The 6,351-nt window shown below is 39.3% G+C and carries 6 protein-coding genes; 2 read left to right on the forward strand and 4 right to left on the reverse strand.

The window, feature by feature from the left end:
• Positions 1 to 2: 2 nt before the first annotated feature.
• Positions 3 to 1,262, reverse strand: coding sequence for a GTPase HflX (hflX, locus tag AB7942_RS28200; protein WP_369449416.1), 1,260 nt, complete (start codon positions 1,260 to 1,262; stop codon positions 3 to 5).
• A 197-nt stretch (positions 1,263 to 1,459) separates the two neighbouring features.
• Here hflX and AB7942_RS28205 point away from each other — a divergent pair, with 197 nt between their 5' ends.
• Positions 1,460 to 2,065 (forward strand): trimeric intracellular cation channel family protein, encoded by a 606-nt coding sequence (locus AB7942_RS28205; protein ID WP_098932912.1) that lies wholly within the window; start codon positions 1,460 to 1,462, stop codon positions 2,063 to 2,065.
• Between the two features lie 54 nt (positions 2,066 to 2,119).
• Here AB7942_RS28205 and spoVK read toward each other — a convergent pair whose 3' ends face one another.
• The 3 genes from spoVK to miaA all read right to left on the reverse strand — a co-directional run bounded on the left by spoVK (position 2,120) and on the right by miaA (position 4,585).
• Positions 2,120 to 3,067: a stage V sporulation protein K gene (gene spoVK, locus AB7942_RS28210; protein ID WP_088086526.1), complete on the reverse strand. Its 948-nt coding sequence runs from the start codon at positions 3,065 to 3,067 to the stop codon at positions 2,120 to 2,122.
• Between the two features lie 304 nt (positions 3,068 to 3,371).
• Positions 3,372 to 3,602 (reverse strand): RNA chaperone Hfq, encoded by a 231-nt coding sequence (gene hfq / locus AB7942_RS28215; RefSeq protein ID WP_088086525.1) that lies wholly within the window; start codon positions 3,600 to 3,602, stop codon positions 3,372 to 3,374.
• 26 nt (positions 3,603 to 3,628) lie between these two features.
• Complete coding sequence (gene miaA, locus AB7942_RS28220; protein WP_369449418.1) at positions 3,629 to 4,585, reverse strand: tRNA (adenosine(37)-N6)-dimethylallyltransferase MiaA; 957 nt, start codon at positions 4,583 to 4,585, stop codon at positions 3,629 to 3,631.
• A gap of 309 nt (positions 4,586 to 4,894) precedes the next feature.
• On the opposite strand from miaA, the gene mreBH reads away from it, so the two are divergent.
• A complete protein-coding gene (gene mreBH / locus AB7942_RS28225) occupies positions 4,895 to 5,902 on the forward strand; it encodes a rod-share determining protein MreBH (RefSeq protein ID WP_369449417.1) in 1,008 nt (335 codons plus the stop codon).
• Positions 5,903 to 6,351: the final 449 nt, after the last annotated feature.

The raw sequence follows: 6,351 nt of genomic DNA on the forward strand, positions 1-6,351 counted from the left end.
ATCTATATTGTGAATTTCTTTAATTGTCCTGTAATTTGATGATCCTGAAGTGTATATCCTTTGCATCGATAGAATTGATCTTCTTCATCAAATACAAGTTCTCTTAATATTGTCTCATTTTTTAATAAAGAAAGCAGCTTTCCTTCAGTGGACGGAATCTGAACTTCGTAAGAATCCATCATTTCCATAACTACCTTCTCCATTTGCTGCTTCAAGGCTTGACGGTCCTCTGCATCAAATGCGCTAATAAACGCGGTCGGTGTATCAGCGGTTGGGACAAAATCTGAATGCTGTATATCTTTTTTATTATAAACTGTTATTTGCGGGATATCTTTAACTTCCAAGTCTTCAAGCAGCTTTTTAACTGTTTTTTCGTGATGGAAATAATCTGGGTTGGACATATCGACCACATGAAGAAGCAAATCAGCTTCCTTTACTTCCTCAAGCGTCGATCGAAATGCAGCAATAAGTGTTGTCGGTAAATCTTGTATAAACCCAACCGTATCGGTAATCAAGGCTAGGAAACCACTGGGTAAAATCAATTTTCGTGTCATTGGATCTAGTGTTGCAAACAATTGATTTTCTTCGTACGATTCTGCTTCGGATAAACGATTGAAAAGACTGGATTTACCGGCATTAGTATAACCGACAATCGCGACCTGAAAGGTTTTATTTTTCTTTCTTCTTTCTCTGTATCGATCCCTGTGCTGAACGATGACGGAAAGTTGGGTTTTAATTTCATCGATTCTACGACGGATATGCCGGCGGTCTGATTCTAACTTTGTTTCACCAGGTCCTCTTGTTCCTATCCCAGCACCCAAACGGGATAATGCAATTCCCTGACCCGCAAGACGAGGAAGCATGTATTGCAATTGGGCAAGTTCTACCTGTAATTTACCTTCTTTGGAGCGAGCCCTTTGTGCAAAAATGTCTAAAATGAGCTGGGTTCTGTCGATGATACGGGCATTTAGGTCCGTAGAGAGATTTCTTTTTTGACTTGGTGAAAGCTCGTCATTAAAAATGACTATATCTGCCTCAAGTTCATCCACCAGGACATTAAGTTCCTCCACTTTCCCTTTACCTATATAGGTAGCTGGGTGGCGCCGGTCCCTTTTTTGAACGACTGACATCAATACTTCACCCTGAGCGGTTTCTGTTAGTGCTCCTAACTCCTCCATTGAATAATGAAAGCGCAAATCAGTATCCCCATTGGTCTGACAGCCAACGAGGATCGCCTTCTCTTTCGTGTCTTTTTGTTCCATAAGGCATCGTTCCTTCCGTAATCTTCTATCTCCCATCATAACAAAAAAAGGTTGTATACTCTAATTTGCCCAACATTAGAAAAAACTTATTGTAATTTCCCCACATCTTGATATAATCTTACTGTTTTCTAATAACATTTTTATTACTATTTTCATAGTGTTAAATAAAATTAAGATTTCAAGGAGAATTCGGATAGATGACATGGGAAGTTTTAAGTATGATTGGAACAATCGCCTTCGCCGTTAGTGGGGCCATTGTTGCCATGGAAGAGGAATATGATATTTTTGGCGTATACATTTTAGGTATTGTCACCGCTTTTGGCGGTGGGGCGATTCGAAACCTATTAATCGGTGTACCTGTATCAGCACTTTGGGAACAAGGGTTATTTTTTCAAATTGCCTTATTATCCATAACTGCTGTGTTTTTATTTCCAAGCAACCTTTTAAAACACTGGCAAAAATGGGGGAACCTATTTGATGCGATTGGCCTTTCAGCCTTTGCCATCCAAGGTGCTCTTTACGCCGTTAAAATGAATCACCCGCTTAGTGCTGTTATTGTTGCAGCGGTGCTAACCGGAATCGGCGGCGGGATTATTCGTGATTTATTGGCAGGTAGAAAACCAATCGTCTTACGATCGGAAATCTATGCAATATGGGCGATATTGACAGGCCTTTTTATCGGACTTAAGATCGTGACGGATTCTTGGGAATTGTATTCTCTCTTTTTCATTGTGACGGTTTTACGCGTCCTTTCCTATACCTTTGATTGGAAGCTGCCGATACGTAAATTTGAGGCCAATTAATATCTAATCCAAATAGAAACGGCAGATTGCTTAGAATCTGCCGTTTTTTTGTCTCTAATCTTCTTCAAACACAAGATCATTACTTCTAATTGTCATTAATTCATGCCTGTCATAACTATTTAACATGAGCAGCCTCATGGCCTGGGCGCGGATCGATTTTTCAATGATATTTCGTACATACCTTCCATTTGAAAAACTATTTGGACTTAATACCGCTTTAACCCATATTAAATGTTCTTTTAACTTCTTTTCCGCCTCATGGCTAAACGTGTATTCTCTTTCGATTAACATCCTTGCCGAAATTTCCATTAGTTGATTTATATTGTAGTCAGGAAAATCAATAACTAATGGAAAGCGTGAATGGAGCCCAGGATTAAGTGTCAAGAAATACTCCATTTCACGGGAGTAACCAGCAAGGATAAGAATAAACTCATGCTGCTTATCTTCCATATGCTTAACCAGTGTATCGATTGCTTCTTTGCCGAAATCCTTCTCACCGCCGCGCCCCAATGAGTAAGCCTCATCGATGAACAAAATTCCCCCTTGGGCCTTCTTGATTAAATCCCTTGTCTTCTGTGCTGTATGACCAATATACTCCCCCACGAGGTCTGCACGTTCAGCCTCAATTAGGTGTCCTTTTGTTAAAACGCTCATTTTTTGAAATAACTTACCTATTAATCTAGCGACTGTCGTTTTACCTGTTCCAGGATTTCCTTTAAACATCATATGGAGGGCTTGTTTTCTTGCTTTCAAACCCATTTCCTCACGTTTTTTATTCACGTAAATCCATGCATAAATTTCCTTTATCATCTTTTTCATTTCTTCCATGCCAACAAGAGCCCCTAACTCCTCTTCAATTTCCTTTAGAGCCGAATGCTCAGGTGGAATGTCCTTTGGAACCACCTGAAAGTCAGGTAACTCTTTTGTCATCGTTTTCCCTATTTGTGAATTGAGAACTACTCTTATTTGGCCGTTACTTTTCATTCTGATGGGTTGGTCCAAAGCTTTCACCTCTCATTTTTACCAACAGTTTATATGATGAGTTTTTATGGCCACTCAGAATTTACATTCTGAACTGATTATTTGTACAAAGGAATGCATAATCCTTCATTTTATATGTATTCAAACTCCCTGAATTTCATTAAAAAAGTTTTTTTAAATAAATAGCTATGTTAAATTGGCATGCTGATTTCCGCTTCAGGCGCTTCGATTTCCGCTCCAATCACATGGTGCCCCAATATCAACAATGAGCTTTAACAGAGCAATATAAATAAAAAAAGCCCAATGTTGGGCTTCTAAAAATGACTTATTGGTTATCCAGTTCAAGCTGCACGTTTCTTTGCGGTGCAAAAGTTGAAATTGCATGCTTATATACTAATTGTTGCTTTCCTTCTGATTCAAAAAGAACTGTAAAATTATCAAAGCCCTTAATTTGGCCTCTTAATTGAAAACCGTTAAGTAAAAAGACGGTAACATGTATGTTATCTTTGCGGCACTGGTTTAAAAATTGGTCCTGAATATTGATTGTTGTTTTCATTTGTATTTCCTCCTCTTTTATCTCTACTAATATGTATTCGATTTTACTTTAAGCTTTCCTTCAACACAACGTGAAATTTCCGTTATTTTTTTTGAGGTGTCCTCTACATTGGTCATATCAAACCATGATACCTCCATTTTGTTCCGAAACCAAGTTAATTGCCTTTTTGCGTATCTTCTTGAATTTTGTTTTAAATTCTCTATAGCCTCTTCTAAAGGTACTCTACCTTCTAAATAGGCATACATTTCTTTGTAGCCAATTGCTTGGATCGATTGACAATCGCGCAAACCCCTTTGATACAAACCTTTTACTTCCTCGGTAAGCCCTTCCTCCATCATTAAATCCACTCGATAATTAATGCGCTCATAAAGTTTCTCGCGTTCCATCGATAAACCAACTATTGCTGTATTGTACAAAAGATCTTGTTGTTGTGTGCTTTGGAATTCTTGCATCGTCTTACCTGTAAGATGGTAGATTTCAAGTGCGCGAATGACTCTTCTTACATTATTTGGATGGATTTGTGAAGCACTACCTGGATCCACCTCCAACAATTCTTTATAAAGTGCCTCATTCCCTATTTTCTTAGCTCTTTCCTCTAGCTTAAGACGATAAGTCTCATCGCCTGATACATCAGAAAATTGATAATCATAAATGACGGACTGTATATACAACCCTGTTCCACCGACAATAATGGGCAGCTTTCCCTTTTTAGCAATCTCACCTATTTTAGCCCGAACAAGGAGTTGAAATTCAGCAACGGAAAAATTTTCAAAAGGCTCTTTAATATCAATCAGATAGTGAGGAATACCTTCCATTTCATCCTTTTTGATTTTTGCCGTCCCAATATCCATGCCACGATAGATTTGCATAGAATCTCCGCTGATAATTTCACCATTATAACGTTTAGCCATTTCGATACTTAACTTTGTTTTTCCGACGGCGGTTGGTCCAATGATCACTAATAATTTTTGTTTTGAATCCAATATTTTCACACTGCCTTATCCCATTTTCAGTGAAAGCAGGTTTATGATTCCACTTCCACCCCTTTATCGTAACATAATTTTTAAAAAGCAGTAGAACATCAAACTAGTATATACATAAAAGTTCATTTCTATGCCGTTAATTGGACATGAATTTATTTTATCCATTTTTCTTCCCAAATAGGAATAATTTTCATGTTAATTTACAAAAGGATAACGGTTCATTTACAAAAGGCTTTTTACCCCCAAATTTATGGTAGACTAACGCGTAGCTTATTTTGAATGAAAAATAGGGAAATTAGGTGAAATAATATGTTATCTACTTTTGATATTGGTATTGATTTAGGAACTGCAAATATACTAGTTTATAGTAAAAATAAAGGAATCGTTATTAATGAGCCTTCTGTTGTGGCGATTGATACAGTGACAAAAAATGTTGTAGCTGTTGGTAAAGAAGCAAAGGAAATGATAGGAAAGACACCTGAAAAAATCGTCGCCATTCGTCCTATGAAGGATGGCGTAATAGCAGATTATGATGTAACCACTGAATTGCTAAAACACATTATGCGCAATGCATCCAAAAAGATTGGTTTTGCTGTGCGTAAACCAAATGTCGTTGTTAGTATTCCATCTGGTTCCACAAGTGTTGAGAGAAGAGCGATCCAAGATGCAGTAAGACAGGCTGGGGCAAAAAAAATCAGCTTAATTGAGGAACCAGTTGCTGCCGCAATTGGTGCTGGATTACCTGTCGATGAGCCGGTTGCCAATGTGGTAGTGGATATTGGCGGCGGCAATACTGAAGTAGCAATTATTTCCTTTGGCGGGGTAGTTGCATGCCATTCGATTAAAATTGGCGGAGACCGCCTCGATGAAGACATTATTCAACATGTTCGGAAAGAATATAATATCCTTATAGGTGAAAGAACTGCGGAAAACATCAAAATGGAAATTGGTTTTGCTCTCATTGACCATGAAGAACGTTTCATGGATGTCCGCGGTCGTGACCTTTTAACTGGACTGCCAAAAACGATTAAACTTTCATCCTATGAAATTCGTGTGGCGATCAAGGAAGCACTATTGCATATTTTAGAAGCCATTCGTGCAACCCTAGAGGATTGCCCAGCAGAGCTCAGTGGAGACATTGTCGACAGGGGCGTAATTCTGACTGGCGGTGGAGCATTATTGAATGGCATGGAGGCATGGCTAAGTGAAGAGATAGTTGTTCCTGTCCAGCTTGCCCCAAACCCTCTAGAATCGGTAGCCATGGGAACTGGAAAGGCCCTAATGTATATGAGCAAGCTCCCAGTAGCTGTGAAATAAGCAACTTTGGCGGCAAGATCATTTCCAGAGATTGCACTCAAATTAATAGTAATATCCAAGCTGCAGAAAAATCCTTTTCTGCAGCTTTTTTCTTTTGGGTTGTCATGAATAGCATGTCTACGTTACCCGATTCTTTATTTTCCCTCGGTTTCGGTTACGTAGGACCTGTCTACGTGACCGCGGTCAATGTTTTTTCTCTGTTTCGGGCACGTAGGGCCTCTCTACGTGACCGGGTTCATTGGTTATCCTCGGTTTCGGGCACGTAGGGCCTCTCTACGTGACTTGGTTCATTGGTTATCCTCGGTTTCGGGCACGTAGGACCTCTCTACGTGACCGGGTTCATTGGTTATCCTCGGTTTCGGGCACGTAGGACCTCTCTACGTGACTTGGTTCATTGGTTATCCTCGGTTTCGGGCACGTAGGACCTCTCTACGTGACCGGGTTCATTG

Source organism: Neobacillus sp. BF23-41 (genome assembly GCF_041106275.1).